This window comes from Flavobacterium longum (assembly GCF_965137575.1).
In the GTDB taxonomy this organism is placed as follows: domain Bacteria; phylum Bacteroidota; class Bacteroidia; order Flavobacteriales; family Flavobacteriaceae; genus Flavobacterium; species Flavobacterium longum.
On sequence record NZ_CBCRZJ010000003.1, the window covers coordinates 110,740 to 135,084 of the forward strand.

General features: G+C 47.6%; 18 protein-coding genes and 2 tRNA genes. 9 read left to right on the top strand and 11 right to left on the bottom strand.

Annotated features, from left to right (window positions below):
- Positions 1-170: 170 nt before the first annotated feature.
- The 3 genes from ACM9J1_RS06100 to typA form a co-directional block, all read right to left on the bottom strand.
- Positions 171-920, bottom strand: a complete 750-nt coding sequence (locus ACM9J1_RS06100) for a LytR/AlgR family response regulator transcription factor (protein ID WP_415581132.1) — start codon at positions 918-920, stop codon at positions 171-173.
- Positions 921-926: 6 nt separating this feature from the next.
- Positions 927-2,933 (bottom strand): tetratricopeptide repeat-containing sensor histidine kinase, encoded by a 2,007-nt coding sequence (locus ACM9J1_RS06105; RefSeq protein WP_415581133.1) that lies wholly within the window; start codon positions 2,931-2,933, stop codon positions 927-929.
- Between the two features lie 92 nt (positions 2,934-3,025).
- Positions 3,026-4,825: a translational GTPase TypA gene (gene typA, locus ACM9J1_RS06110; RefSeq protein ID WP_415581135.1), complete on the bottom strand. Its 1,800-nt coding sequence runs from the start codon at positions 4,823-4,825 to the stop codon at positions 3,026-3,028.
- Between the two features lie 276 nt (positions 4,826-5,101).
- Here typA and ACM9J1_RS06115 point away from each other — a divergent pair, with 276 nt between their 5' ends.
- The gene (locus ACM9J1_RS06115) at positions 5,102-8,611 is read left to right on the top strand and encodes a PAS domain S-box protein (RefSeq protein WP_415581137.1); all 3,510 of its coding nucleotides are present in this window, start codon (positions 5,102-5,104) and stop codon (positions 8,609-8,611) included.
- 3 nt (positions 8,612-8,614) lie between these two features.
- Entirely contained in the window at positions 8,615-9,022 is a 408-nt protein-coding gene (locus ACM9J1_RS06120; RefSeq protein WP_415581139.1) for a response regulator, read from the top strand.
- Positions 9,023-9,067: 45 nt separating this feature from the next.
- Here ACM9J1_RS06120 and rpsT read toward each other — a convergent pair whose 3' ends face one another.
- The 4 genes from rpsT to proS all read right to left on the bottom strand — a co-directional run bounded on the left by rpsT (position 9,068) and on the right by proS (position 11,086).
- The gene (rpsT, locus tag ACM9J1_RS06125) at positions 9,068-9,319 is read right to left on the bottom strand and encodes a 30S ribosomal protein S20 (protein ID WP_415581141.1); all 252 of its coding nucleotides are present in this window, start codon (positions 9,317-9,319) and stop codon (positions 9,068-9,070) included.
- A gap of 28 nt (positions 9,320-9,347) precedes the next feature.
- Positions 9,348-9,419, bottom strand: a tRNA-Glu gene (locus tag ACM9J1_RS06130).
- A gap of 39 nt (positions 9,420-9,458) precedes the next feature.
- Positions 9,459-9,530: transfer RNA gene (locus ACM9J1_RS06135), tRNA-Glu, on the bottom strand.
- A gap of 77 nt (positions 9,531-9,607) precedes the next feature.
- The gene (gene proS / locus ACM9J1_RS06140) at positions 9,608-11,086 is read right to left on the bottom strand and encodes a proline--tRNA ligase (protein ID WP_415581143.1); all 1,479 of its coding nucleotides are present in this window, start codon (positions 11,084-11,086) and stop codon (positions 9,608-9,610) included.
- A 114-nt stretch (positions 11,087-11,200) separates the two neighbouring features.
- Between proS and ACM9J1_RS06145 the strand changes: the two genes are divergently transcribed.
- The 3 genes from ACM9J1_RS06145 (at position 11,201) to rimO (ending at position 15,100) form a co-directional block, all read left to right on the top strand.
- Complete coding sequence (locus ACM9J1_RS06145) at positions 11,201-12,094, top strand: hypothetical protein (RefSeq protein ID WP_415581145.1); 894 nt, start codon at positions 11,201-11,203, stop codon at positions 12,092-12,094.
- Between the two features lie 72 nt (positions 12,095-12,166).
- Positions 12,167-13,666, top strand: coding sequence for an OmpP1/FadL family transporter (locus ACM9J1_RS06150; RefSeq protein WP_415581147.1), 1,500 nt, complete (start codon positions 12,167-12,169; stop codon positions 13,664-13,666).
- A 120-nt stretch (positions 13,667-13,786) separates the two neighbouring features.
- A complete protein-coding gene (rimO, locus tag ACM9J1_RS06155) occupies positions 13,787-15,100 on the top strand; it encodes a 30S ribosomal protein S12 methylthiotransferase RimO (RefSeq protein WP_415581149.1) in 1,314 nt (437 codons plus the stop codon).
- 80 nt (positions 15,101-15,180) lie between these two features.
- Here the strand turns inward: rimO and ACM9J1_RS06160 are convergent, their stop codons facing one another.
- On the bottom strand, positions 15,181-15,585 hold the full coding sequence (locus ACM9J1_RS06160; protein WP_415581150.1) for a DUF1573 domain-containing protein: 405 nt from the start codon (positions 15,583-15,585) through the stop codon (positions 15,181-15,183).
- Positions 15,586-15,747: 162 nt separating this feature from the next.
- Between ACM9J1_RS06160 and ACM9J1_RS06165 the strand changes: the two genes are divergently transcribed.
- Genes ACM9J1_RS06165 through ACM9J1_RS06175 form a run of 3 tightly spaced genes read left to right on the top strand, consistent with a single transcriptional unit; the run spans position 15,748 to position 18,099 of the window.
- Positions 15,748-17,004: a sensor histidine kinase gene (locus ACM9J1_RS06165; protein ID WP_415581152.1), complete on the top strand. Its 1,257-nt coding sequence runs from the start codon at positions 15,748-15,750 to the stop codon at positions 17,002-17,004.
- A complete protein-coding gene (locus ACM9J1_RS06170) occupies positions 17,001-17,684 on the top strand; it encodes a response regulator transcription factor (protein ID WP_415581154.1) in 684 nt (227 codons plus the stop codon). Before ACM9J1_RS06165 ends, ACM9J1_RS06170 begins: the two co-directional genes overlap by 4 nt.
- Positions 17,685-17,712: 28 nt before the next feature.
- A complete protein-coding gene (locus ACM9J1_RS06175) occupies positions 17,713-18,099 on the top strand; it encodes a hypothetical protein (protein WP_415581156.1) in 387 nt (128 codons plus the stop codon).
- Position 18,100: 1 nt separating this feature from the next.
- Here ACM9J1_RS06175 and ACM9J1_RS06180 read toward each other — a convergent pair whose 3' ends face one another.
- From ACM9J1_RS06180 to ACM9J1_RS06190, 3 genes are read right to left on the bottom strand one after another with little or no spacing between them, the layout of a single operon-like run.
- The gene (locus ACM9J1_RS06180; protein WP_415581158.1) at positions 18,101-20,299 is read right to left on the bottom strand and encodes a B12-binding domain-containing radical SAM protein; all 2,199 of its coding nucleotides are present in this window, start codon (positions 20,297-20,299) and stop codon (positions 18,101-18,103) included.
- Positions 20,300-20,342: 43 nt separating this feature from the next.
- Positions 20,343-20,852, bottom strand: a complete 510-nt coding sequence (locus ACM9J1_RS06185; RefSeq protein WP_415581160.1) for a hypothetical protein — start codon at positions 20,850-20,852, stop codon at positions 20,343-20,345.
- 26 nt (positions 20,853-20,878) lie between these two features.
- Positions 20,879-22,270 (bottom strand): RtcB family protein, encoded by a 1,392-nt coding sequence (locus tag ACM9J1_RS06190; protein WP_415581161.1) that lies wholly within the window; start codon positions 22,268-22,270, stop codon positions 20,879-20,881.
- Between the two features lie 394 nt (positions 22,271-22,664).
- On the opposite strand from ACM9J1_RS06190, the gene bshC reads away from it, so the two are divergent.
- On the top strand, positions 22,665-24,251 hold the full coding sequence (gene bshC / locus ACM9J1_RS06195) for a bacillithiol biosynthesis cysteine-adding enzyme BshC (RefSeq protein WP_415581162.1): 1,587 nt from the start codon (positions 22,665-22,667) through the stop codon (positions 24,249-24,251).
- Positions 24,252-24,345: the final 94 nt, after the last annotated feature.

Below are 24,345 nucleotides of genomic sequence, written 5' to 3' on the forward strand. Positions count from 1 at the left end.
AAGATAACTGGAGATAATCCCTTTCATTTTTAATTCAGTTTTAGAGGTTGTAATGCTATACAAGCCCTAAAACTATAGATTAAAAGAAAGCCCTATTATGGAAATGAACATTCGGCAACCGCACATGAAAGTTTGTAGGTTGTGGTTGAAAATTCGTTTGAACAAAAATCCTATAAATTGTCAATCAGCGCCAAAAACTCTTCCTTCTTTCGGATCGCGAGCGGCACTTTGTTCTTGTTCTTCATCACAATCGTGTTGCCACCGTCGTTTTTGATGAAGTGATCGAAGTACAGCATATTAATGAGATGCGATTGGTGCGCACGGAAAAACTGAAAGGGCTTGAGCAAGGTTTCATATTCCTTCAACGTTGTGGAAACAACCAGTTTGGGCGCGTTGATGAAATAAAACGTCGTATAATTCTTGTCGGATTCGCAATTCACAATGTCCTGGATATTGACCGAATAAATCTTTTCGGCCGTTTTCAGGATCAATTTCTGTAGATTTTTTGGGCGTTCAAGGTTTGAAAACAGCGTATTGAGTTTCAATTCCAGGACGTCTTTACTGAGCGATTCCTCCGCTTTATTTACCGCTTCCACCAAATCGGCCGGGTCGAGGGGTTTCAACAAATAATCAATCGCGCTGAAGCGGAATGCCCTGATGGCGAAATCCTCATATCCGGTGATGAAGATGACTTTGAAGTGAATCGGGGCGAGTTTCTGGAGCAAATCAAAACCGGTTCCGTCCGGCATTTCCACGTCCAGGAAAACGATATCCGGAATAATCTGTCGGATCAGATTGACGCCGCTTTCGACGCTGTTCGCCTGTCCGATAACCGCAATGTTCGGACAATTGGCCTTGATGACATCAATATTCTTTCGTCGTATGGCATCGATATCTTCAATAATAACGGCTCGTAACATGTGGTTTTATTTTTCGTAAATATACGGTATCTCAAAAAAAACTTTGGCGCCGATAACCGTACCCGCGTCGTCCACCCTATTCTCGACATGCACCTTAAAATCGCTTTCGTTTGACATCCACGCGAGCCGTTCTTGGGTAATCCGCATCGCCATGGATTTCTTACTGCCGGTATTTTCATTTTTAAATCCTACGCCGTTATCGATCACTTCAAAAACAAGTTTCTGATCTTTGAACGTAAAACTGATGAAAATAAATCCTTTTTCTTTTGACTTCAGCCCGTGTTTGATCGCATTTTCTATAAAGGGCTGCGTGAGCATCGGCGGCAGTAAAATCAAATCGGTATCCATGTCGTCCTCGACGTTCACCTTGAAATCGAAATTATTGTTGTACAGCAGTTGTTGGATCACCAAATAGTTGTCGATCATCGCCAGTTCTTCGGTCAAGGAAATATAATTTTCATTGGAGTTCTCCAGAATCTGACGCGTCAAACTCGAAAACTTGGTCAGGTATTTCACGGCTTCGTTTTCTTGCTTGTTGTGGATCAGGCTCTGGATGTTGTCGATGGAATTGAAGATAAAATGCGGATTCATCTGGCTCAACAACAACTTCTGGCGGAGCGACTTTTTTTCGAACTGGGCAATCGCCTGTTTTTGTTTGCCATTTCTATATTGAAAGTAGCCAATGGCAAAAAGCAGCAACAATGCACCCGAAAGCCCGATCAACAGGTTGTTTTTAAAAGCGGCTTCCTTTTGGTTCTCCAATTTCACCGCACTGAGCTTCCGCTCCTGCTCCAGCCGCATCTTGCTTTGTTTGGCGTCGTATTCATATTGCAATTGCTTCTTGGTCAACGCATTGTCGTTCTCAAATTTTTTGATACTGTCTTTGATCACTGCAAATTCTTGCGTTGCTTCGAGCGCTTTTTCGAATTGTCTCTGCTGTTTGTACAAGACCGACAAATGCTCAAGTGCCTGCTTCTGGAATTCCAGATGTTTGATTTTTCTGGCGACGTCCAATCCGGTTCTCAGGTTCCGCTCGGCATCGGCGTACTTTTTCTGTCTGAGCAATACCTGCCCGATGGCAATGTGCGCGTTGGCATTGTTCTCGGGCAACGTGCTATAAGACAGGCTCTTTTGATAGTCCGCCTGCGCTTTACCGATATCGCCATTGCACTGGTCTGCGTTCTTGCCCAGGTTAAAATACAGTTCGGACAACAGGTCTTTATCCTTTAACCGCTCGGCAACCTCAAGGCCTTTATTCAAATACACGCCTGCCAGTTCGCATTGTTGCAACGCCTGATGGCACTTCCCTATATTGGCGAAAAGCAAGGCCTTTTGGATGTTATCCTGATAACTCAGCTTGTCGCTTTTATAATAAATATCATAGGCTTTGACATAATACGCCAACGCCTGTTTGTATTTATTTTGTTCCTTATAAAGGTTGGCGATACTTTGATATGCATACGACGTGGAACTGTCATCTTTTCGTTTTTCCAGGATACGCAGCGCTTCAAAATAGTTGTTGATAGCTTGTTGGGTATTCCCTATTTTGTTGTACATGACACCCAGGCAAATCAACACATTTCCTCTTCCGCCCCAAGCATACTTTTTACTGACGAAGTATTTGGGATCGTAATACTGTAAGCTGATGTTCAGGTATTTAATCGTGCGCAAATAATCCGTTTGCATAGATTGAAAAGCTTTGTTCACATGGTAAACCGCCAAAGCATCGTAGCCGCGCTCTTTTACCAGCGGGTGCAGGTTTTTGGATTGTAGCGCGTGCAAGGCGGTGCGCCTGAACATTTCATTGTAAAAGTCGTATTCTTTCGCCGAGTTGGGAAGATTGTTCAGCAGATAACCGATCGCTTTCAATTTCGTGGTATCATGAACAGGGCTTTTGATGACCTGCTTCAGCGAATCAACATTGTTTTGCGCATTTGCGTTGGTGAACACCAAAACGAATACCGACAGAAATATAAGACGACCGAGTATTGGTAAAGCGTAGATTTTAGGCATGTTGGCTTGAAGCTGATTTGCCCCACAAATGTATCGAAATAGATTTTGTAAAATCCACGGCAAAAAAAAACCGCCCATTCAGGCGGCTTTCATTATTCAATCTTGTAACGTTTCCGGTCGTTCTCGTTCAGGTAGATTTTCCTGAGGCGGATAGACTTCGGCGTCACTTCTACGTATTCATCCTTCTGGATGTATTCGAGCGCTTCTTCCAATGAAAACTTGATGGCAGGCGTAATGCGCGTCTTGTCGTCGGCACCGGCAGAACGGAAGTTCGTGAGCTGCTTGGTTTTCGTAATGTTGATGACCATATCATCGGCGCGCGAGTTTTCACCCACGACCTGCCCTTCGTAAATGTCTTCGTTAGGATCAACGAAGAACTTGCCGCGATCCTGCAGTTTGTTGATCGAGTACGGAATCGCCTTGCCGTTCTCCATTGAAATCAAGGAACCGTTGATACGGCCTGAGATTTCGCCCTTGAATGGCTCGTACCCGATGAAACGGTGTGCCATGATGGCCTCGCCCGCCGTCGCCGTCAACAAGGCATTTCGAAGCCCGATGATGCCGCGCGACGGGATGTTGAATTTGATGATCATGCGTTCGCCCTTGGTTTCCATGGAGAGCATTTCGCCTTTGCGGACGGTCACGAATTCCACGGCACGGCCAGATAAATTCTCCGGAAGGTCAATGGTCAATTCTTCGATAGGTTCGCATTTCACGCCGTCGACTTCCTTGATGATGACCTGCGGCTGCCCGATCTGGAGTTCGTAGCCTTCGCGGCGCATGGTTTCGATGAGTACCGACAAGTGCAACACGCCACGGCCAAACACCATGAATTTATCTGCGGAATCGGTATCGTTGACGCGCAAAGCGAGGTTTTTCTCAAGCTCTTTCGCCAAACGGTCTTTGATGTGGCGCGAGGTCACGAATTTACCTTCCTTGCCGAAGAACGGTGAATCGTTGATGGTGAACAACATGCTCATGGTCGGTTCATCGATGGCAATGGTTTTCAAGGCTTCCGGATTCTCGAAATCGGCTACCGTGTCGCCAATCTCAAACCCTTCAATCCCTACGATGGCGCAGATGTCGCCGGCTTTGACTTCCTCGACTTTCTTGCGGCCCAAACCTTCAAACGTGTGCAATTCCTTGATGCGCGACTTTATGACTTTACCATCGCGCTTGACGAGGGAAATCGGCATATTTTCACGCAATATACCGCGCTCCAGACGGCCAATGGCGATACGTCCGGTAAAGGACGAGAAATCCAGTGATGTGATGAGCATTTGCGGCGTGCCTTCAGACACTTTGGGTGCCGGAATGTGTTCCAACACCATGTCCAGAAGCGGCTCTATGTTTTCTGTTTTATTGCGCCAGTCGTCGGACATCCAGTTTTGCTTGGCCGATCCGTAAACCGTCGGGAAATCCAACTGCCATTCTTCGGCGCCGAGTTCGAACATCAGGTCAAATACTTTCTCGTGGACCTCTTCGGGTGTACAGTTTTCTTTATCGACTTTATTGATAACCACGCAAGGTTTCTTGCCGAGGTCAAGCGCTTTTTGCAACACGAAACGCGTCTGCGGCATCGGGCCTTCAAAAGCATCCACCAGCAACAAAACGCCATCGGCCATGTTCAGGACGCGCTCCACTTCGCCACCAAAATCGGCGTGACCCGGGGTATCGATGATGTTTATTTTCGTGCCTTTGTAGGTCACCGAAACGTTCTTCGAAGTAATGGTAATGCCGCGTTCACGTTCCAAATCGTTGTTGTCCAAGATTAGATCGCCGGTGTTTTCATTGTCGCGAAACAACTGGCAATGGTACATGATTTTGTCAACCAAGGTCGTTTTTCCGTGGTCAACGTGGGCAATGATGGCAATATTCCTGATGGCTTCCATATCAAAATTTTGAGCGGCAAAGGTAGCGTTTATTTTTTGATAATCCGGCAACTATTTTTAGGCGTTTTAGCGGCCGTTTTTTGTTGACAACTAACCCCTTTTATTGTTGACAAGTTTGGAAAACCGCACCCGTTAGACAGCAATAATTGTCCTATTTTTAGCGTGGATGCAAATTAGGGGTTTCGTGGCCGGATTGCGCCGTTTTTGGCTATATTTGTCCTTGCCCAAATCCCTGAAACTGGCCTAAAAAACCGTGAGCCTATTAATGACAATTACATGATTGCCGTTGCGACAGACATTAACGTTCTGGTCCTGACCGATTCCCAGCCTCATGCCTTGCAGATTGAAAACTGCCTGACGGCCGGCGGTAACAAACCAGCCATTGTGCGCGCCGATACCACAGCCAAGGCAAAAAAACTACTTGTGCCGGGCAAGGTTGACGTGGTATTGGCGGACGTTTCTTCGGTTCGAAAGCTTGACGCCTTTCTGCGTGACAGCATCCGGTTATGCCCTACAATCCTCATTGCAACAGACAAAGATGAAGCGAAGGCGCAAAAACTCTTGGTGGCAGCGTCAGACTATATACTCCTCAGCGAACTCACCCCACGACTGATGGCCAGAACCATTGGCCTCCATCTGGAAAAAAAAGCCATCCTTTCCAAACTTGCCGACTGGGAACAGCGTTACGAAAGCCTGTTCCAAAACAGCCCGTTGCCAAAATGGATCTACGATGTGAAAACGCTGCAATTCCTGAACGTAAACGATGCAGCCGTTCGCGCGTATGGTTTCACCAAGGAAGAATTCTTGCAGATGAGCATCCTGGACATCCGCCCAAAGGAAGACGTGGAAATGGTCAAGAAACGGGTAAGCAAACTCCGGAAGGAAGAGAACTTTGCAAAAGGCAGCTTCCGGCATCGCAAGAAAAACGGCGACATCATGGATGTCCAAATCGAGAGCAACCATATTGAATTTGAAGGCCGAAAAGCCCGACTGGTACTTGCCGTGGATATGACCGACCGGATTAAATCTGAACGGGCGCTGCTGGCCAGCGAGAAACGATTCAAATCCTTGATACAGGAAGGCGGCGACCTCATCACCATCCTGCAACCAGATGGCACGATTACTTACGCCAGCCCGAACCATGACGCAGTATTGGGCTACAAACCCATCGAGCTGGCCCATAAAAACATTGCGGATTTCATCCATCCGGACGATTATTATCGCACCATCAAATTGTACAGCGCACTGCTGACCAGAAAGCGAATTTTTACGTCGCAGTTTAGGTTTAAACACAAAAAAGGCCATTGGGTTTGGGTGGAATCCATCGCATCAAACACCCTGCGCGATGAATCCATCAACGGCTTCGTCGTCAATTCGCGCGACGTTACCACACGTGTGGAAAACGAACGCCGTGTGAGGGAAACCAACGAACGTTTTGAAGCAATTGTCAAGGCGACGAGCAATGCCATTTATGACTATGATTTCGCGACCGACCAGATATACATTTCGGGCGTGAATTACCATACGCTTTTCGGATATTCATTCGAAAAAGATACGACAAACCTGGACTTCTTCAAATCGAAAGTGCATCCGGACGATGTGGACAGGTTGTGGGATTTTTTCATGAAATCCATCGAAAATCCAAAGAAAACGCACTTTGAAGTAGAATATCGCTTCCTGCGCAGCAACGGCTCGTATGCCGACATACTGGACCGTTTCAACGTGATTTGGCGCAATGGCGCACCACAGAAGAAAATCGGCGCGATGCAGGACATTTCCACGCGGAAGTTCCAAGAGACGATTCTTGCATTCGAAAAGGAGATTTACGAGTTGAATGCCAACCCAAAAATCAGTTTTGATACGGTGGTCGGGAAAGTCATCAGTAATATGGAAGTGCTCATTCCCAACAGCATTTGCTCTATCCTGCAACTGACTGACGAAAACAAAGTACGTCACCTCTCCGGACACGGGCTTGACCACAACTACATCACCGCAGTGGAAAGTATGGAAATCGGTGCAATCGCCGGATCATGCGGCACGGCAATGTACACGGGCAAGAGCGTTTTTGTGTCGGACATCCCGAACAGCGAACTCTGGAAACCGTTTCTTCCTATTGTGGAACCGTATGGTTTCAAGGCGTGCTGGTCTGTGCCCGTCAAGAAGCGAACGGGCAAAGTCATGGCTTCGTTCGCCGTCTATTTCAAATCGGTTCGCGAACCCCAGAAAGAAGAAGTCAATTTGCTGGAGCGCGTGGCCAACCTCATCGGGGTATTGATTGAAAACCGCAGCGCCTTCGAGGAAACCGAGACCGCGAAAGAACGCTACGACATCGTGGCGAAAGCAACAAGCGATACCATTTGGGATTGGAAAATCCAAGAAAATACTTTTGAATGGAACAAAGGCATTCAAGGTGTTTTCGGTTATAAGAGAGAAAATGTCGGCAAGACGTCCAACTGGTGGTTTGAAAGGATTCACCCCGAAGACAGCATCCGGATTTCGGTAAAACTCTACAATTTCCTTGAGGAAAAAGTGGAAAAATGGCAGGACGAATACCGTTTCGCCTGCGCAGACGGCACTTACAGGTACGTGAACGACCGGGCATTTTTGGTAAAAGACGAAAACGGCAAACCCATCAGGATGATTGGTGCGCTGCAGGACATCACCAAGCAAAAAGAGGAAGAACAACGACTGAAATTGCTGGAAACCGTGGTCACGCAAACCAAGGACGCGGTCATCATCAGTGAATCGGAAAAAGCCAGCAACAGCATCCCAAAAATCGTGTTCGTAAATCCGGCGTTCAGCCAGATGACCGGTTACAAATCCAAGGAAGTCGTCGGGAAATCACCGGCTATTTTCATGGGACGGAAATCCATCGCCAACGAATTTGCAAAATTGTCCGAAGCCTTACGCGACAAGAAGGATTTCAAATTCGAAACGCTGAACAAAAAGAAAAGTGGCGAGGAATATTGGGTGAATTTCTCGATGATCCCAATCACCAACAAAGAAGGCGAACATTCCCACTGGATTTCGATTCAGCGCGACATCACCGAGGAGAAACGCCAGGAAAAAGAAAAAGAGCAACTCATTCGGGAATTGACGCAGAATAACAAGGATTTGAAACAATTCTCATATATCACGTCGCACAACTTGCGCGCGCCATTGTCGAATTTGACCGGATTGTTGAACCTCATTGAGGATATTCCGGTAGACAATCCGGAACTCAAGGAAGTCCTCGACGGATTTTCGAAATCCACGCACCTGCTCAACGAAACCATCAACGATTTGGTGAAAGTCATCATCATCAAGGACAATCCGTCCATTGAAACCGAAGACGTATTGATTCAAGATGTCTTCGAAAATGTCTTCAACCAATTGAGTTTCCTGATCAGCCTGCACAAACCCATCATCAAGATTGAGTTGAAAAAAGTCTCGATTCCGAGCATGAACAAATCCTACCTGGAAAGCATCTTGCTCAATCTCTTGACCAATGCGATCAAATACCGCGCTACCGGACGGCAGTTGCGCATCAACATCGCCTCGAAGGAAGTCGGCGACAATATCATCCTGACCTTTAAGGACAACGGTATCGGCATCGATTTGGAACGCAACGCCGACAAGATTTTCGGGCTGTACCAGCGCTTCCACAATTATCCGGACAGCAAAGGCCTCGGGCTTTATCTGGTGAAATCACAGGTGGAAACCATGGGCGGATCGATTACGGTGCAGAGCGAGGTCAACAAAGGCACCACGTTTACCCTGACTTTTAAAAATAAACAACCCCAATAACTCATGCTGAACAAAATTTTATGCGTTGATGACGACCCGATTACACTGATGCTGTGCAGGAAAGTCATCACGCGTGCCAACTTCTCGCGCCATACGGATTCGGCGCAGAACGGCGAAGATGCCTTGCACTATTTTGACAATTTGATCCTACAGGAAAACGAAGAAGAATTCCCGGAATTGATTTTCCTGGACTTGAACATGCCGGTTATGGGCGGTTGGGAATTCCTGGACAATTTTTCTAAGACATACGCCCATTTTTTCCCGAATACGAAAGTAATCGTCTTGTCGTCAACCATTGATCCGCAAGACGTACAGAACGCGAAGACTTACCCGATGGTACTCGATTTCATGTCTAAACCGATTACCATGGAAATGCTGGAAGAATTAAAAGCCGGTTACTACAAGGAATAAAAAAAGCCCTCGGTTGAGGGCTTCGTTCTTTATATAAAGTCACGATTACATTTTCGCAACGTGCCTGGTCAACTTAGACTTCAAGTTAGAAGCTTTATTGTTGTGGATTACGTTTTTCTTGGCCAATTTGTCGATCATGGAAATCACGGCAGACAATTTACCTGCAGCTTCAGACTTGTCGGTAGCCATACGCAAAGCCTTGATGGCATTACGCGTAGTTTTGTGCTGGTACCTGTTCAGTACTCTTCTTTTCTCGTTACTTCTGATTCTTTTTAAAGCTGACTTATGATTTGCCATTTCTTAAAATAATTTTTTGTAAAATAAGTAGTCCGTAGGGGAATCGAACCCCTGTTACCAGGATGAAAACCTGGCGTCCTAACCCCTAGACGAACGGACCTTTGTTCTTCTAGCGTGTGTCAAAAAACTTTGAACTTTGTAGCCCGTAAGGGAATCGAACCCTTCTTACCAGGATGAAAACCTGGCGTCCTAACCGATAGACGAACGGGCCATTGCCGTAATGCGGATGCAAAAATACAACTATTTTTTGTTCGCGCAATAGTGGCGTTGCTTTTTTTTTATTTTTTCTCAGTAAGCCTTGGCAAACAGCACCCTACCCGCAGATGGCTTGCCGGTAAAGACGCATTTTCCTGCTTCCGCGACGCGATCCAACGGGATGCATCGGATGGTAGCCTTGGTCAATTCCTTGATTTTCTCCTCGGTTTCCGGCGTGCCGTCCCAGTGCGCCGACAAGAATCCGCCTTTGCTTTCGAGTAAATCCTTGAACTCGTCGAAACCATCAACTTCAGTGATGTGCGTATTTCTGTATTCCATGGCGCGATTGAACAAGCTTTGCTGGATTTCATCGAGTTTGGTCGCAAGATATTCCACGGCGTTGTCCATGGCTACCGTTTCCTTGGTCAACGTGTCGCGACGGGCGATTTCAAACGTACCGTTCTCGAGGTCATTTGGCCCGATGGCGATACGCAACGGTACGCCTTTCAATTCATATTCATTGAATTTGAAACCGGGCTTTTGCGTGGTACGGTCGTCGTATTTAACGGAAATGCCGCGCGCCTTCAGGCCTGCCATCAGTTCATCTGCAACGTTTCCAATAGCCGACAATTGCTCGTCGGTTTTATGAATCGGGACGATGACCACTTGAATTGGAGCAAGATTCGGAGGCAAAACCAGTCCTTTATCGTCTGAATGCGTCATCACGAGCGCACCCATCAAACGGGTTGATACACCCCAAGACGTGCCCCAGACATATTCTTGTTTTCCTTCGGCATTGGCGAATTTTACGTCGAATGCCTTGGCGAAATTCTGTCCGAGGAAATGTGACGTGCCCGCCTGCAGCGCCTTTCCGTCCTGCATCAAGGCTTCGATGCAATAGGTCTCATCGGCACCTGCAAAACGCTCGTTGGCAGTCTTGATGCCTTTGATGACCGGAATGGCCATGAAATTTTCAACGAAATCCGCATATACGTTCATCATTTTTTCGGTTTCCTCAATGGCTTCTTGTCGTGTGGCATGCGCCGTGTGGCCTTCCTGCCAAAGAAATTCCGCAGTGCGCAGAAACAAACGGGTACGCATTTCCCAGCGCACGACGTTCGCCCATTGGTTAATCAGCAAAGGCAAGTCACGGTAGGACTGCACCCAGCTTTTGTAAGTGCTCCAGATGATGGCTTCGCTCGTCGGGCGGACAATCAGCTCTTCTTCGAGCTTCGCGTTTGGATCTACCATCAGTTTTCCCGGCTTAGTTTCATCGGCCTTCAGGCGATAATGGGTAACGATGGCGCATTCTTTCGCGAAACCTTCTGCGTTGGTTTCTTCGGCCTCAAACATACTCTTTGGGACGAACAACGGAAAATAAGCATTCTGATGGCCCGTTTCCTTGAACATCCGGTCGAGTTCCCGTTGCATCTTTTCCCAGATGGCGTAGCCGTATGGTTTGATGACCATACAACCGCGAACACCGGAATTTTCGGCCAAATCTGCCTTCACTACCAGTTCGTTATACCATTTGGAATAATCTTCAGACCGCTGGGTTAAATTCTTGCTCATAATGAGTTCTTTTGGCACAAAACTTGTGCTCGATTTTTTAACTAAAATAGTTCGGCAAAACTAACTATTTTTGTGTTGTATTGTGTCATCTCCAACAATAAAATCGCTATAGCCATGAAAACCAATTACTTGTTAAATCGAAAAATCGGCCGGTATTCGCTGGTCGGAATCATCGCGTTACTGGCTGCGTCCTGCGGCAGTTATCAAAGCACATCATATTACGATAGCGACGGCATCTACAGCAATCCCGAAAAAACCACTGCTGCCGCGCAACCGGAAACCACAACCCGCAAAGATTACTTCGCGAGTTACAAAAACGAAAATTCTGAAATCTTTACCGACGTTGAAAGTTACAATACCTCTTATGAGGATACGCCTTCGGCTGTCGTCCAAGAACAAACCGCTACAAATTACGGCGGATGGGGCGACAACACTGAAGGCGTAACTGTGAATGTCTATGGCGGCAACTGGCCTTACTGGGGCTGGAACAACTACTGGTACGGCTCCTATTGGGGTTGGGGTTGGAATTCATGGTACGGCCCGGGTTGGAACATTGGCTGGGGTTGGGGCGGCTACCCTTACTGGGGCTGGGGTTGGGATTATCCATACTACGGCTGGGGATGGAACAACTACTATTATTCTCCACGCCACAGGAGCTATTACTCCAATCATTCCTACACCTACAACAATGGCCGGCGTTCCAATGTGTACAACGGCACCCGCGGACGCTACACGAATGGCCGCACGTACACCACTCAGGGCACACGGAACAACTCCTACTCTACTTCACCAAGGACGTATACGCCTAGACAGAGTACTGGCACCCGTTCAGAAACCACTGCACCACGCCAATACAACAACAATAGCAACAACACTTATACACCAAGAACAAGCACGCCTACCCGTTCATACACGCCAAGTTATTCCGGCGGCACCCGTAGCAGCGGTGGCGGCGGAAGTTATGGCGGAAGTAGCGGTGGCGGCTCACGTGGCGGCGGGCGCAGATAAAAAAAAATCAAATACCTATGTTCCAACATGCAAAAGACATAGGTATTTTTTTGAACCTATAACCAAAAATTCATGAAGAAGATTTTACCTTTCCTTGTTGCGGGCTGCACTTTTACGGCGCAATCCCAAGAAATTTCAGACGCGTTGCGTTTTGCGCAGGACAACATCAACGGTACGGCGCGGTTCAATGCCATGAGCGGCGCATTTGGTGCACTCGGCGGCGATCTGTCGGCGATCTCCATAAATCCCGCAAGTTCAGCGGTGTTCAACAATCCGCAGGTGGGCGCTACCCTGAGCAGCTATAACCTCAGAAACAAAGCGGGTTATTTCGGAACCAACAACAAGGAAACCGATAACTCTTTTGACCTGAGCCAAGCCGGCGGTGTGTATGTTCTGAAAAACGAAAACCAGAAAAGCGATTGGAAAAAACTTTCACTGGCCATCGACTACGAAAACGTCAACAACTTTGACAATTCCTGGTATGCATCCGGAGTGAATACCAACAATTCCATTGCGAGTTACTTTTTGAATTATGCGAACGGCGGCGCAGTCCCGCTCGGGTTGTTGCAGAATTCTTTCTACGAAGAACTTTCTTATGCCAATGCGCAAGCTTTTCTCGGCTACCAGGGTTACATCATCAATCCGGTAACGGAAGCTGGTAATAACACCCAATACGTGTCGAATGTTCCGGCGGGCGGAAACTACTTTCAGGAAAATGCTTTCGTGTCCACAGGCTACAACGGGAAAGCTTCGTTCAACGTGGCGGCGCAATACAAAGACAAACTTTACATCGGGTTGAACCTGAATTCGCATTTCGTAGATTACCGCCAGTCTACGGCGTTTTATGAAGAGCAATCGAACGATCCTGCCAATGGTCTACAGCGTATGCGTTTTGACAACGACCTCTACACGTATGGCAATGGTTTCTCGTTCCAATTGGGCGCCATCGCCAAACTCAGTAAAGAACTGCGTGTCGGGTTGACGTACCAGTCACCCACATGGATGCGTTTGAACGACGAAATTTCGCAAGCGCTATCCAGCGTTAGCATCAACCCGGACACGAACCAGCAAATGACCACCATCGTTGACCCGAACGTCATCATGGTGTACGATACCTACAAGTTGTACATCCCAGGAAAATGGACCGGTAGCATGGCCTACGTGTTTGACAAATACGGCCTGATTTCCATCGATTGTTCATTGAAGGATTACAGCAACACCGAGTTCTCTCCCAACAACCAATTCCAAGGCGTCAACCGCGCGATGGCCAACCAGCTAGACAGCAATGCCTTCGACTTGCGTATCGGAGCCGAACACCGCATCAAGCAATTCAGCATCCGCGGCGGCTACCACTGGGAAGAAAGCCCGTACAAAAACAATGAAACCATCGGTGATTTGACCGGTTTCTCCGGCGGTCTCGGTTACAGTTTCGGCGAATACAAAATCGACCTTTCTTACACCCATTCCCGCCGTGTCACCAAACAAGGGCTTTTCGCGCCGGTATTCAATGATTACCCGACCATCAGTTCGGTGAGCAACAACATCTCGCTGACTTTCTTGGTAGAATTATAAAAAACGATTCATCATTTTTAAGATCCGCTTCCCGTTCGAGGCGGATTTTTTATGCTTAAAGTTTTCGAAATAGTCGACGACGACGATAAAAATCGTAATTTTGCGGCCTTATTTTTTACCATGAGAACCAAGTCGTTAAAGCAAAATAAAATCAATGTCATCACGCTAGGATGTTCCAAAAACGTCTATGACAGCGAAGTCCTGATGGGCCAATTGCGCGCCAATGGGAAAGAAGTGACGCACGAAGCGCCGGAGAAAGAAGAAGGCAACATCATCGTTATCAATACGTGCGGATTCATCGACAACGCCAAGGAAGAATCGGTGAACACGATTTTGCGTTACGCCGACAAGAAAGACCGCGGATTGGTGGACAAGGTTTTCGTGACCGGATGCCTTTCCGAACGTTACCGACCAGACCTGGAAAAGGAAATCCCGAACATAGACCAATATTTCGGCACGACAGAATTGCCGCTGTTGCTCAAAGCGTTGGGCGCAGACTACAAACATGAATTGCTGGGCGAACGCTTGACGACGACACCTAAAAATTATGCGTATCTCAAAATCGCCGAAGGTTGCGACCGGCCGTGCAGTTTTTGCGCCATCCCGATTATGCGGGGTAAACATGTGTCTCAGCCCATCGAGAAATTGGTGAAGGAAGCCGAAGGTTTGGCGCGGGACGGCGTAAAGGAACTGATCTTGATTGCACAGGATTTGACTTACTACGGGCTGGATCTGTACAAAAAACGAAACCTGGCTGAACTGCTCGAAGCGCTGGCAAAAATCGACGGTATCGAATGGATCAGGCTCCATTACGCCTTCCCTACCGGTTTCCCGATGGACGTACTCGAACTGATGAGACGCGAGCCCAAAATCTGTAACTACCTTGATATTCCGCTGCAACATATTTCCGATAAAATCCTGAAATCGATGCGCCGCGGCACTACTTACGCCAAGACCATACAATTACTGAAGGATTTCCGCGCGGCCGTTCCCGGCATGGCCATCAGAACGACCTTGATTGTGGGTTATCCGGGCGAAACCGAGGAAGATTTCCAAATCCTGAAAGATTGGGTGCAGGACATGCGTTTCGAGCGACTGGGCTGTTTCGCCTATTCACACGAGGAAAACACACACGCGTACTTATTGGAAGATGACGTGCCGGCCGAGGTCAAGCAACAACGCGCCAACGAAATCATGGAAATGCAGTCGCAGATTTCATGGGAACTGAACCAGGAGAAAATCGGTCAGGTTTTTAAATGCGTGATTGACCGGAAAGAAGGCAACCATTTCGTGGGCCGAACCGAATTCGACAGCCCGGATGTAGACAACGAGGTGCTTATCGACGCTGCAAAATATTATTTGAAAACCGGTGAATTTGTCAACATCAAGATTACCGATGCCACTGAATTTGACCTCTATGGCGAACCGGCTTGAGCAATTGACAATTACGCTAACTACCACTAAAAAAGCCTCTCGTGTCGAGAGGCTTTCCATTATCAATTTTCCGTTGCGGATTAAATCACCGTTCCTTTAAAAGTCAATGATTTTGGCGTTTCTTCGGCGTTGGTCGTGACCGTGATGGTTTTGGTGAACGCGCCTTTCACAGCGGCGTTGAACGTGGCGTTTACTTTTCCTTTCTCACCCGGTTTGATTGGCGTTTTGGTATAATCGGCGACGGTACAGCCGCAAGTTGGCCTTACGTTGGTGATGACGATGTCGGTCTTTCCGGTGTTGGTGAACTCAAACTCAATATTCTTGGGTTGGTTCTGCTGGATTTCACCGACTTCAATCATGTCGGACTTCCAGCTCACGGCCGAAATTGCGGCAGTTTTCACGAATGGATCAGTAATAGTGTTGCCGCTATTGAACGACATCAGGCCGAAAGTCAAGGCCAACAGGGAAATTTTCAGTGTTTTCATTTGGATACGTTTTTAATTTTGGTTAATCGGTCATTTTCGATAAACCAAAAGTATGGGCTTCTTCCCTGACCGTTTGTTAACCAGTTTCAAACCTTTGTTAACGAGTTGTTAACGGTAAAATCGGTCGGCATTTTTCCTTAATATTACAGTCCCGAAAATCCGATGAAATTCAACAAACTCAATAGCATCATTGTCCTCGGCCTTGTGGCCATAGTGGGCATCATCGTGGCGCAATTGCTCTGGACGAAAGAGGCATTCGGCCTGGAGGAAAAAAAATTCAGCCAGAAAGTGCACGTGTCCTTGTTGGAAGTCGTGAAAAGCCTTTACGAAGGCACAAACCACGATTTGCCTACGGAAAGCCCGATCGAGAAAATGGCCAACGACTACTACATAGTCAACGTGGCCAACGACTTCGAGCCTGACATTTTGGAATTTTACCTCAAGTCCGAATTCAAGAAAATGGGCATCGCCACAGATTTTGAATACGCCATCTACAATTGCAGTTCAGATGCGATGGTGTACGGCAATTATGTGTCGATGACCTCCGACGAGGCTGCAAAGAAATCAGTCCATTTCCCGAAGCATAAAAATTTGGTGTACTATTTCGCGATCCGGTTCCCGAATGAAACCAGCTATTTGTTCAGCTCGTTGAAGTTCTGGTTCGTGTTGTCTTTTGCGTTGGTCGTGATTTTACTGGTTTATGTATATTCGATTTTTACGATTCTGCAACAGCGGAAGTATTCGGAATTGCAGCGCGACTTCATCAACAACATGACGCATGAATTCAAGACGCCGCTCTCTTCAATCCTTTTGGCGTCGAATTACCTGATGAAGCAGCAGGCCATCCAATCCGACGAAAAGCTACAGAAATACACCGGCATCATCATCGACCAGAGCAATAAACTTAACAGCCATATCGGGAAAATCCTTAACGTGGCCAAGTCTGACGGCGCGCCGCTGGAACTGGAGAAAACCACGATTGATGTCTCGGCGGTTATTCTCGACGTCATCGAAAACATCAAACTGAAGCACGAGACGATCGCGATTTCATTCAGCGCCGACGGACCGATTTCGATTGTTGCCGACGCATTCCATTTCACGAACATCGTCTATAACCTCATCGACAATTCCATCAAGTATTGCGACGGAACACCGGAAATCGTCATCAACGCCACGGTGGAAAACGCGACGTTAAAACTTACCTTCAAAGACAACGGCATTGGCGTGCCCGCGAAACAGTTGCCGTTTATCTTCGACAAGTTCTACCGCATCCCGAGCGTAAAAAGCAACGAAGTCAACGGGTTTGGGCTTGGGTTGTACTACGTCAAGAAAATATGCACCTTGCACGGCTGGAAAATTTCGGCCGAGAACAATCCGTCAAAAGGCATTGCCATAACCCTAACAATCCCGATGCGATGAAACCGAAGATTCTATATGCCGAAGACGACGAAACGCTCGCTTTTTTGACCGTTGACAACCTCGAACAGCAAGGCTACGACGTACTGCACTGCGCCGACGGAAAGCGTTGCCTCGAGCAATTCAAGCAACACCAGTTTGACTTGTGCATCCTGGACATCATGCTGCCCAAAATGGATGGTTTTGACCTGGCGGCGGCCATCCGGGAAGCCGATACCGAAATCCCGTTGCTTTTTCTTTCGGCCAAAACACTGAAAGAAGACCGATTAAAGGGCCTGCGTTTGGGCGCCGACGACTATTTGGTGAAACCCTTCAGCATTGAAGAATTGGTCCTTAAGATTGAAGTGTTCCTTAAACGATCCATGAAGAAAATAAATAAAAACACGTTGTATGAGATAGGAAGTTACCAGTTCGACAGCCGCAACATGTTCATCTTCAACGAAAAAGAAAAAATTGCGCTTACCCAGCGTGAATCTGACTTGTTGAAACTTTTCATAGACAACAAAAACCGTGTGCTCAAACGGGAAGAGATTCTGAAATCTCTTTGGGGCGACGACGATTACTTCATGGGCCGAAGCCTGGATGTATTCATTTCACGCCTACGGAAAATCCTCGCCAATGAGACAGGCATTGCCATTGAAAACCTGCACGGCATCGGATTTCGTTTTTCGACAGACCTGTAATTGTATATTTTTGCAATAAATTTTCGATATGAAATCTTGGATTACCGTCGCCCTGCTTTTGATGACCGGCACTGTCGCCGCGCAGTATCACAATGGTGAAACACGCCGACTAACCGGGGCTACTATGCAGCAATCCAAAAAAAAATCGCCAGACAAAGAAGAACTCGTTGATATGTCGGTTAGACTCCTGACGGAAGAACTGTCTCTGGATGGTTTCCAGGCCGCGGTCATTGAACAGTTACTGAGCGAAAATCAAAAAGCGGAAGAAAAAATTGTGGTACAAGACATTCCAAAAGAATCGAAGATAGAACAGATTATTGCGTTGCGGGAAAAAATGAACGCAAAAATTAAGGGCGTTTTACAGCCGGAGCAAGTGGAAAAGTTCGAAAAAATGAGCAAGAAAAAGAAAAAGTAAATTATAGCGCAAGCAGTCCCGATGCCTTGAGTACGCTTAACGATTTCGAAGTCCAGAACAACTCGAAATTTTCCATTCCTTCATTTTCAAAGTCTTGCTTTAGCTGTTGCAAGGTCAGGGTTTTGGTATTAGAAACGGATAATTCCGCAAGTTTTCCAGCGAGCCAATTGCCTTCCAATTCGTTTAATTCTATGGTGAATGCGTGTCGCTTGTCGTGAAAAGTCAATGCGGCCATGCGCCAAGTATTGCCTTTCTTGGATTTCGTGAAATGACGTACTTTCGGATTTGACCCAATCCAAACCACTTTTGACGGGAACTTCAACGCGATTTGGGCATCGTCACCAGTGGCCTTTACAATGAAATCGGGTGCAATCGTCGTCCGCGGAATCCTGAAATCGAACCAATCCTGCAAATCATTGTCGAAACAGATGCCGTGCATGTAATTGTACAGGGATTTCTTGAGCCCAAAGCTGAATTGGCCATGATCGATGCCTGTTTGATCGACGTAATCCAAATCGTTATTGGCGAACGCGCCTATCGCATCAGTGGTTTTGACGATGCCGAAATCCTCGGGGCGCATCCCAACAGGACTGTGCGCCGTCAGGGCGAATTGGTGCCAAAACCCAGACTGCAAAATACCCGCTTCAAACATTTGCCGTACCATTTCCAGACTGTCAATCGTTTCTTGAACGGTCTGCGTTGGGTAACCGTACATCAGATACGCATGCACCATAATGCCCGACTCGGTGAAATTTCGGGTGACTTTCGCCACTTGACTTACCGTGACACCTTTGTCGATCAGCGCCAGCAACCGGTCCGACGCGACTTCCAGACCGCCGGAAACCGCAATACAACCCGAGGCTTTCAAGAGTATGCATAAATCACGGCTGAAACTTTTCTCGAACCTGATGTTCGTCCACCAGGTCACGGCCATTTTGCGGCGCAGAATTTCCAACGCGAGTGCGCGCATCAAGGCCGGCGGCGCGGCTTCGTCGACGAAATGGAAGCCGTTCTGACCGGTTTGGGCCATGAGTGTTTCCATGCGGTCGCAGAGTAAACTGGCCGCAACGGGTTCATATACTTTGATGTAATCGAGCGAAATGTCGCAGAAAGTGCATTTTCCCCAGTAGCAGCCGTGAGCCATCGTGAGTTTATTCCAGCGGCCGTCGCTCCAAAGACGGTGCATCGGGTTGGCGATTTCAATCACCGAAATGTACTTGTCCAGCGGCAATCCGGTATAGTCCGGCGCCCCAACTTCGCTTTGTTTGTAATCGGGTAATCCAGAGCCATCCATGTACTGAACCTTTCGGTCAGCCAGCACAAAAGTGCGTTTCAGCGCCTCAATCGTGCGACGGCCTTCGAGGTATTCGACCAGCAATTCCACCGGTCGTTCGCCGTCGTCGAGTGTAATAAAGTCAAGAAATTCAAAGACACGCGGGTCAGACAAAGACCGCAATTCCGTATTGGGGAAACCGCCGCCCATGGCCACTTTGGTATTCGGATAGTGCCTTTTCACGAATTGCGCACACCGAAATGCGGCATAAAGATTTCCCGGAAATGGCACCGAGACCAATAATAAATCAGGCTTGATGGCTGCCAATCTCCTACCAAATACCTCCAGCAGGATGTCATCGATATAGGTTTGCGGCTGCTGCAAGGCATCGTACAACTCGTCGAAGCTGTTGGCCGAACGCCCCAATCGTTCAGCGTAACGGCTGAACCCAAAATGCGGATCGACACATTCCACGATAAAGTCCGACAAATCCTCGAGATACAACGTAGCCAGGTGTTTCGCTTTGTCTTGCGTGCCCATCGCCCCGAATGCCCAGTCCAGGTCATCCAATTGGGCGAACCGAGAAGCTTCGGGGAGGAAATCATCTTGGCAAATCGACAGTGCGAGCGTTGGATTTTTCCCTTGCAGGAACGCAATGACGGAGTCAATCGTGTTGACATAATCTTCACGCAGGGCGTAAATACGGGTGGCGTTGTCCGATAAAATTTCCGCAGAGGTATCGACCTTTGAAAAAAGCGACGACAAGCCTTGTCGTGAGAAAAGTTCTAGAATGACCTCGATGCCCAAATCATCCTGCGCGGCGTCAATGCCTTTGGTTTTCAGAAAACCTTTTAGGTAAGCCGTAGCCGGATAAGGCGTATTGAGCTGCGTGAACGGCGGTGTGATCAGGTAACATTTGGCGGTCATAGTTGGCAAAATTAAGGATATTGAAACAAAAAGGCGGAACAAATCAGTCCGCCTTTCTCTTCCGTTTCCCGGAAATGAACTTCTGCTTGGTTTTAAGCCGTTTTTCCGCGGCGTCATAGAACGCATCGCTCCATGAATTCATCGCCACCAAGCGGACTTCAGCCAAAGCCTTAAGTGCTTTCTTGTACCGTTGTAGGTGTTCCAATAAGAACACCCGGCCATACAAGATTTCTGCCTTGGGAATGCCTTTGATGGTCAACGCAAATGCTATGAGCTTTTCTGCCTCTTCGTAGTCCTGGTTCAGCACCAATGTCCTGATGTAATAAGGATATACTTCCACGGCAAGAATGTCTGCCGCCAAAGCACGTTCATAATAATGCTTGGCTTCCTCGTACTGCATAAGCTGTTCGGAATGTACGCGGGCATAAAGCAACAACGCCGTTGCGTTCTTGTCGTCGTAAGACAGTGCATAGTCCAGGGATTCAATGGTAGATTCCAAAGAAAATGGATAGCTGTCTAAGGCTTGTGACAAGTATTTATCTATAGTTTTCATCTCATTTTTGAATATTTAAATGGTGATCATTTGTCCATTCGGACAATCTTCGGGATAAAAACCCCGAGTACATCGACGAGCTCTGCCTGCAAAGCCATTACTGTTTTGATGTTTTTGTAAGCCATCGGCGCCTCGTCTACATTTCCTCCAATCAACGTCACGCCATGTTCCGAAAGTGTTTTCTTCACTTCGCTGGGTGTAAAAGTCGCTTTGCACTTGGCGCGGGACAACAATCGTCCGGCTCCGTGTGAAGCGGAATTCAGGCTTAACGCATTTCCTTTGCCCGAGACAATATAGCCGGGCGCAGTCATTGAACCGGGGATAATCCCTAATTCGTCTTTCGCAGCCGGCGTGGCGCCTTTCCGGTGTACAATGCGCTCGTGTCCGTCAACCATTTCCTTCCAAGCAAAATTGTGGTGGTTTCCGATGTTGAAGGCAATTCGGTGACCGAGCGCCTTGGAAATACGTCGGTGGATATCGTCGTGACAGGCTTGCGCATAATCTCCGGCCAAGTTCATCGCCAACCAGTATTCCTGACCCGGCTGGCTGTCAAGGTCAAGCCACGCCAGATGCTGGACGGCTTTCGGCAACCGGCATTCCTTTGCGGCAAGATCAGTATAGTATTTGGCGATGTTCGCGCCCAGCCCGCGGGAACCGGAGTGCGACAATACAGCCAGATAATCACCGGCAGACAGTTCCCATTCCGGACGCGCGGCATTGAGCGTGACGATGCCAAATTCCACGAAATGATTTCCGCCTCCGGATGTACCCAATTGCTGGTATGCTTTGCCCAAGAGACTTCGCAGCAAAGGAATTTCACCGAATACACTGCGCGTGAAAATCTCGTGGTCGACCTTGACCGCATGCGTTTCCTTCATCCCGAATTTCGTATGCTCTTTCAGGATATTCTGGAGTTGGTGATCCTTCCCTTTCAGGTAGGAAGCAGGCAAATCAAATACGGACAGACTCATGCGGCAACCGATATCAACGCCAACACCATATGGAATCACGGCATTCTCCGTAGCCAATACACCGCCAATCGGCAACCCATAACCGGTGTGTGCATCGGGCATCAACGCACCGGCTACGGCAATTGGCAATTTCAGTGCGTCGTACAACTGGTTTTTTGCTTGCGCATCGATTTCATTCCCTCCGAAAATCGCAAACGGTGCCGGCGAATGCATCAGTTGCCTTATGCGGATCTCCTCTGGTTTCATCAACCCTTCGGCCACTTTAGCCCAGGTTTGGTTTGACACGAATTTCTCCGGTTGGCGTAAAACCTCTTTTGCTTCATTAAGGATTACTTCCTTGCGGACATCGCGTCGGTAACGGTTGATCTGTCCCAACGCAACATTGATTGAATTGTTTTTGGGAAAACCCAGCTTTACGAGGTCTTTCCCTGATAATTTATTTCCCATGATTTCTAAATAATTTGTGATGCGACTATGCGCACATGATTTGCCTAATGGCAAATGGCGGATTGATGAATCGGGAAATTTTGAAGTACAAAAAAAGCCCGAACTAAATAACTTCGGGCTTTCTCATATGATTAAGTATGAATTAACTGGGAGATAAGCCACGAAGAAGTACACGGCCATCTACCGACGGCTGCAGTGCATTTTGAATGTTGAAACTTGCAAACATATTTCTTCGTTTTTAGGTTAAATGATAACGGCGCAAATTTTTATAATTCTTTTCGGAATTTCCTAATAAAACTTTCAAAAAATTGAAAACGCCTTTGTTTTCAACGTTTTACTGCCATCGGCTATTCGCTTTTTTTCCCTAATTTTACCGAAATTTTCACCATCCGCCATGCCAAACGACTGTATCAGCTATCAGGAATCCGGTTATTTTTCAGACCTCATTTCAGACTATCTCAACCGGAAAACCGAATTGGAAAAGCTGTACAACCGGTTTCCGACCTTGGACAATTTCGGGGCGCAGATCGATGAAAAATCGGCCAATTTCTCAGGAAACCGGGCGCTTCTTTCGGAGACTATCGAACGGCAATACCGTGGACTCGACGTGTCAGACATCACCAGAAAAAACATCGAATCGCTCAAAAGCAGCCGCACATTTACGGTGACCACCGGCCATCAATTGAACCTCTTTACCGGGCCGTTGTATTTCTTGTACAAAATCATTTCGACCATCAAACTCGCAGCGCAGCTCAAGGAAAGGTATCCGGACTGCGAATTTGTTCCGGTGTATTGGATGGCGACTGAAGACCACGATTTCGAGGAAATCAACTACTTCAATTTCAAAGGCAAGAAATTCCGATGGCACCGAGAGGTTTCTGGCCCAGTCGGCAGATTGGACACCGAAGGATTGGCCGCGGCCTTTGAACTGTTTTCCGCTGGATTGGGCGCAGGAAATCACGCTGATACGCTTCGAAAACTCTTTGCGACATCTTATCTCGAAAAAAGCAACTTAACCGATGCCACGCGCCATTTGGCCAATGCGCTCTTCGGTGCGTACGGATTGGTTATTCTCGACGGCGATGACACTGAACTGAAACGCCAATTTTCGCCTTACATCGAAAAAGAGCTTCTCGGGCAGGTGTCACATCAGGAAGTCACGGACACCATCGACACGATGCACGGCTATACGATTCAGGTCAACCCTCGGGAAATCAACCTTTTTTACATGGAAGACGGCCTGCGCGAACGCATCATCCGCGAAGGAGAAACTTTTGTGGTGAACAATACGCCGATGCGTTTTTCTGAAACGGAAATGTTGGATATCGTGCAGCGGCATCCGGAGCGCTTTAGCCCTAACGTAATCATGCGGCCATTGTATCAGGAAGTGATTTTGCCCAACTTGTGTTACATAGGCGGCGGCGGCGAAATTGCCTATTGGCTGGAACTCAAGAGTTTCTTTAAAGCGATGGACGTGACATTCCCGATGTTGCTCGTCCGGAACTCGGTACTGCTGGTCACGGAAAAGCAAGCCGCAAAAGCAGACAAATTGCAACTGACCTGGAAAGACTTATTCCGCAAGCCGCAAGATTTAGTGACCGAAAAAACGAAAGCCCTTTCGCCCTTCGAACTGGATTTTTCGGCCCAGAAGGATTTCTTGAGACGGCAATTCGCGGCACTTTTCGACATCGCCCAACAGACAGATAAATCTTTTTCTGGTGCCGTCAAAGCACAGGAAGCCAAACAAATCAAAGGATTGGACAACCTCGAAAAACGGTTGTTGAAGGCCGAGAAACGCAAACATACCGAACTGCTCTCGCGCATGACTCATTTGCAACAGGAATTGTTCCCGAACGGCACGCTGCAGGAACGATTCGCAAATTTCTCTGAATTCTGGCTCGACCACGGCGAAGCATTGATCCCAAAAATCGCGTCGGTCGTTCAACCGCTTGAAAATAGGTTCGACATCATCGTACTTTAAGTTGTCAACACGCAAACGTTTTCGATAGTGGATTCCAGCAGGACACTCTTGCTTTTAGCTGGTTTTCAGCTACATTCGCATCAAACAAAGGACT

Bases quoted from the DNA above. Each gene is read 5' to 3' on its own strand.
- ACM9J1_RS06100 (WP_415581132.1), bottom strand. From the start codon at position 920: ATGTTACGAGCCGTTATTATTGAAGATATCGATGCCATACGACGAAAG.
- ACM9J1_RS06105 (WP_415581133.1), bottom strand. From the start codon at position 2,933: ATGCCTAAAATCTACGCTTTACCAATACTCGGTCGTCTTATATTTCTG.
- typA (WP_415581135.1), bottom strand. From the start codon at position 4,825: ATGGAAGCCATCAGGAATATTGCCATCATTGCCCACGTTGACCACGGA.
- ACM9J1_RS06115 (WP_415581137.1), top strand. From the start codon at position 5,102: ATGATTGCCGTTGCGACAGACATTAACGTTCTGGTCCTGACCGATTCC.
- ACM9J1_RS06120 (WP_415581139.1), top strand. From the start codon at position 8,615: ATGCTGAACAAAATTTTATGCGTTGATGACGACCCGATTACACTGATG.
- rpsT (WP_415581141.1), bottom strand. From the start codon at position 9,319: ATGGCAAATCATAAGTCAGCTTTAAAAAGAATCAGAAGTAACGAGAAA.
- proS (WP_415581143.1), bottom strand. From the start codon at position 11,086: ATGAGCAAGAATTTAACCCAGCGGTCTGAAGATTATTCCAAATGGTAT.
- ACM9J1_RS06145 (WP_415581145.1), top strand. From the start codon at position 11,201: ATGAAAACCAATTACTTGTTAAATCGAAAAATCGGCCGGTATTCGCTG.
- ACM9J1_RS06150 (WP_415581147.1), top strand. From the start codon at position 12,167: ATGAAGAAGATTTTACCTTTCCTTGTTGCGGGCTGCACTTTTACGGCG.
- rimO (WP_415581149.1), top strand. From the start codon at position 13,787: ATGAGAACCAAGTCGTTAAAGCAAAATAAAATCAATGTCATCACGCTA.
- ACM9J1_RS06160 (WP_415581150.1), bottom strand. From the start codon at position 15,585: ATGAAAACACTGAAAATTTCCCTGTTGGCCTTGACTTTCGGCCTGATG.
- ACM9J1_RS06165 (WP_415581152.1), top strand. From the start codon at position 15,748: ATGAAATTCAACAAACTCAATAGCATCATTGTCCTCGGCCTTGTGGCC.
- ACM9J1_RS06170 (WP_415581154.1), top strand. From the start codon at position 17,001: ATGAAACCGAAGATTCTATATGCCGAAGACGACGAAACGCTCGCTTTT.
- ACM9J1_RS06175 (WP_415581156.1), top strand. From the start codon at position 17,713: ATGAAATCTTGGATTACCGTCGCCCTGCTTTTGATGACCGGCACTGTC.
- ACM9J1_RS06180 (WP_415581158.1), bottom strand. From the start codon at position 20,299: ATGACCGCCAAATGTTACCTGATCACACCGCCGTTCACGCAGCTCAAT.
- ACM9J1_RS06185 (WP_415581160.1), bottom strand. From the start codon at position 20,852: ATGAAAACTATAGATAAATACTTGTCACAAGCCTTAGACAGCTATCCA.
- ACM9J1_RS06190 (WP_415581161.1), bottom strand. From the start codon at position 22,270: ATGGGAAATAAATTATCAGGGAAAGACCTCGTAAAGCTGGGTTTTCCC.
- bshC (WP_415581162.1), top strand. From the start codon at position 22,665: ATGCCAAACGACTGTATCAGCTATCAGGAATCCGGTTATTTTTCAGAC.